5 protein-coding genes and 1 pseudogene are annotated in these 3,023 nt (G+C 63.5%); 5 read left to right on the plus strand and 1 reads right to left on the minus strand.

All coding sequences use genetic code 11. From position 1 onward, the window contains the following. Nucleotides 1-318 (minus strand): cation diffusion facilitator family transporter (locus Q8K05_RS06045; RefSeq protein WP_305245612.1); only part of this gene is annotated, 318 nt, incomplete at its 3' end. Between the two features lie 189 nt (nucleotides 319-507). On the opposite strand from Q8K05_RS06045, the gene Q8K05_RS06050 reads away from it, so the two are divergent. The 5 genes and pseudogenes from Q8K05_RS06050 to Q8K05_RS06070 all read left to right on the plus strand — a co-directional run. After that, nucleotides 508-918 carry a DUF1924 domain-containing protein gene (locus Q8K05_RS06050; protein WP_370868783.1) on the plus strand — a complete coding sequence of 137 codons (411 nt, stop codon included), beginning with the start codon at nucleotides 508-510 and terminating at the stop codon, nucleotides 916-918. Between the two features lie 38 nt (nucleotides 919-956). Continuing rightward, nucleotides 957-1,439 (plus strand): diheme cytochrome c, encoded by a 483-nt coding sequence (locus Q8K05_RS06055; RefSeq protein ID WP_305245613.1) that lies wholly within the window; start codon nucleotides 957-959, stop codon nucleotides 1,437-1,439. Then, nucleotides 1,411-2,136 carry a cytochrome b/b6 domain-containing protein gene (locus tag Q8K05_RS06060; protein WP_305245614.1) on the plus strand — a complete coding sequence of 242 codons (726 nt, stop codon included), beginning with the start codon at nucleotides 1,411-1,413 and terminating at the stop codon, nucleotides 2,134-2,136. Before Q8K05_RS06055 ends, Q8K05_RS06060 begins: the two co-directional genes overlap by 29 nt. 27 nt (nucleotides 2,137-2,163) lie before the next feature. Further along, nucleotides 2,164-2,835 (plus strand): response regulator, encoded by a 672-nt coding sequence (locus Q8K05_RS06065; protein ID WP_305245615.1) that lies wholly within the window; start codon nucleotides 2,164-2,166, stop codon nucleotides 2,833-2,835. After that, nucleotides 2,832-3,023: pseudogene (locus Q8K05_RS06070) on the plus strand (two-component sensor histidine kinase); the annotation flags it as partial. The gene Q8K05_RS06065 and the pseudogene Q8K05_RS06070, both read left to right, overlap by 4 nt.

Consider the following 3,023-nt stretch of genomic DNA (forward strand, 5'->3'; position numbering starts at 1 on the left):
CAGCAGCAGCACACCCAGCACCAGCGAGGCGGCATTCTCGAAGCGCTGGTGGCCATAAGGGTGGCCTTCATCCGCGTCCTTTTTGCTGTGATGGCTGGCAAACAGCACCACGAAGTCTGAAACCAGATCTGACAGCGAATGGATACCGTCGGCGATGAGACCTTGCGATTTGGACAGGATGCCGGCGCTGATCTGGACAACGGTCAGGACGATGTTGACGCCCACGCTGACCCAGGTGCTGCGGGATGCGGCCGCTGCGCGCTCGGCCAGGCTGTGTTGGGTGTCTTCGGGGTCGTCGGCGAGGGCGTTGAAATTCATGGGTGTTTCTGGAAATTTGACGGAGTGATGGGTGCGCTGTGGCGCAAGCGCGAATTATCGGCCTGACGCTGATGGATGTCTGCATCTTGGCCGTAGCGGCTGAAGGGCGTCTGAGGAGATGCCGCTTGGCTTAAGAAAGTCCTAAGGATGCCACCGCATCATGAAGGCTACAAAAAACAAGGAGTCGCCATGAACCTATCGCTTTCATACAAAACCATGCTCGCCGCTGCAGGGCTGGCGTGCACCGCGTTCGCACCGGCTGTCCAAGCGGCCACGCCCGCTGAAATGCTGGCGGGCTACACCGCCCAGGCCGGCTCGCCCGCTGTACCTGCCCGCGGCCAGCAACTGTTCACCACCCGCCACGGCCGTGAATGGAGTTGCGCCTCATGCCATGGCGCGGTGCCAAAACAGGCCGAAAAGCATGCCTCGACCGGCAAGTCGATCGCCCCCTTGGCGCCGGCCTTCAACCCCGAGCGCTTCACCGACGCGGCCAAGACCGAAAAATGGTTTCGTCGCAATTGCAGCGACGTTGTGGGCCGCGAGTGCTCGGCCGCCGAGAAGGCCGATGTGCTGAGCTGGCTGATGACGCTCAAACCTTGATGACCTGCATTTCATTCACGCTACAAGGAGAAGCAATCATGTCGTTTCCACTTCACGCCCGTGTTGATCGGGTCTTGTTCGCCTTGCTCGCCGCCATCGGTATCAGCCACACGGCTCTGGCCGATGGCGACAAGCGCATGGTGCCCTTGTTGCCCAAATACCAGCAGGAATGTGCCGCCTGCCATGTCGCCTATCCCCCCGGCATGCTGCCAGCCGCTTCCTGGACGCGACTGATGGCTAACCTGCCGAAGCACTACGGTACGGATGCCTCACTGGACCCGGCGACGCTGAAAGAGATCGGGACCTGGCTGAACGCGAAGGCCGGCACCTACAAGCGCGTGCGCGAAGCGCCGCCGCAAGACCGCATCACCCGCTCGGCGTGGTTTATCCGCGAGCACGACGAAGTGAGCGCGGCGACCTGGAAGTTGCCAGCGGTCAAGAGCGCTGCCAACTGCGCCGCCTGCCACACCCAAGCTGATAAAGGGGATTTCAATGAACGCTACGTCCGCATCCCCCGCTAAAGCGCCCGTGAACGAGCCCGGAGCCGGCAAGATACTCGTATGGGATGCCCCCGTTCGTGTCTTTCACTGGCTCATGGCGCTCTGCTTTGCAGGCGCCTACATCACTTCCGAGGGCGAAAGCTGGCGGCTGGTGCATGTAACGCTGGGCTACACCATGGCTGGGCTGGTGGTTTTTCGCATTCTCTGGGGCCTGATGGGTACCCGCTATGCGCGCTTCTCGGCCTTTGTTCGTGGCCCCAAGGCCGTGGCACGCTACGTGGGCGCGATGCTGCGCGGGCAACCCGAGCACCATATTGGGCACAATCCGGCTGGGTCGCTGGCCATCCTGGCCCTGTTGGGGTTGGTACTGGTGATTACCGCATCGGGCTGGGCTATCTACAACGACGTCGCAGGCGAGTGGCTGGCAGAGGTACATGATGCGGCAGCCAACTTGATGCTGGGGGTTGTCGGCGTCCATATCGCGGGTGTGGTGGTGGCCAGTTGGCTGCACCGGGAGAACCTGGTGCGCGCTATGGTCACCGGACGCAAGCTGGGCACCCCTGAAGAGGGCATTCGCAGCGCTTGGCGGATACTGGCTGTGTTGATGCTGGCGGCGGTGCTGGGCTTTTGGTGGTTGCAGTGGCAAAGTGCGCCAGCGGCGGGCGGTGGGCTTGCCGACCAGTCTGCCGCAGTGGCGAATGATCGCGATCACGACTGAACACACCTATATGGAACAATCCCCCTCATGCGCATTTTGCTTGCCGAAGACGACCCGCTGCTAGGTGATGGCCTGCGCGCCGGCCTCAGGCAGCTCGGATTCCTGGTTGACTGGGTGTGCGACGGCGAGGCTGCAGAGCGCGAGTTGCGCGCGCAGCCCTACGAAGTCGCCGTGCTCGACCTCGGGCTGCCCCGCAAGGACGGGCTCGACGTGCTGGCCGCCATTCGCCGTGCGGGCATCGCCACGCCGGTGCTGGTGCTAACCGCGCGTGACGCCGTGCCGGACCGCATACGCGGGCTGGATGTGGGCGCCGACGACTATGTGGTCAAGCCGGTGGACCTGCACGAACTGGCTGCACGGCTGCGGGCGCTGGTGCGCCGCGCGCACGGCCAGCCGCAGGAATGCCTGAGCGCGCAGGACGTGGTACTGGACCCGGCGGCGCGCTCGGTGCGTCAGGCCGGCGAGCCTGTCACGCTGTCAACCCGGGAGTTTGACCTGCTGCAGGCGTTTATGCTTAGCGCCAACCGCGTGCTGTCGCGCGAGCAACTGGAGCAGCAGCTCTACAGCTGGGGCCAGGAGGTCGAAAGTAACGCGATTGAGGTGCATATCCACAATTTGCGCCGCAAGCTGGGCACGGCGTTGATCCACACGGTGCGTGGCGTCGGCTATATGCTGGTGCGTGACGCACCGAAAGCATGATCAAGTCTCCCCGTTCGCTGCAAGGGCGGCTGCTGGTGATGGTGCTCACCGTGGTGGTGGGCGTCTGGCTGGTCACGGCGGTGATGACCTGGTTTGACGTGAGCCACGAACTTGACGAACTGCTCGATGGCCACCTCGCGCAGGCGGCCGCGCTGCTGGTGGTGCAGCAGGTGCAAGAAATGGAAGCC

Source organism: Polaromonas sp. (assembly GCF_030682935.1).
GTDB lineage: Bacteria > Pseudomonadota > Gammaproteobacteria > Burkholderiales > Burkholderiaceae_C > Polaromonas.

Excerpts from the sequence above, each read along its gene's own strand:
- Q8K05_RS06055 (WP_305245613.1), top strand. The coding sequence starts at position 957 with ATGTCGTTTCCACTTCACGCCCGTGTTGATCGGGTCTTGTTCGCCTTG.
- Q8K05_RS06065 (WP_305245615.1), top strand. The coding sequence starts at position 2,164 with ATGCGCATTTTGCTTGCCGAAGACGACCCGCTGCTAGGTGATGGCCTG.
- Q8K05_RS06060 (WP_305245614.1), top strand. The coding sequence starts at position 1,411 with ATGAACGCTACGTCCGCATCCCCCGCTAAAGCGCCCGTGAACGAGCCC.
- Q8K05_RS06050 (WP_370868783.1), top strand. The coding sequence starts at position 508 with ATGAACCTATCGCTTTCATACAAAACCATGCTCGCCGCTGCAGGGCTG.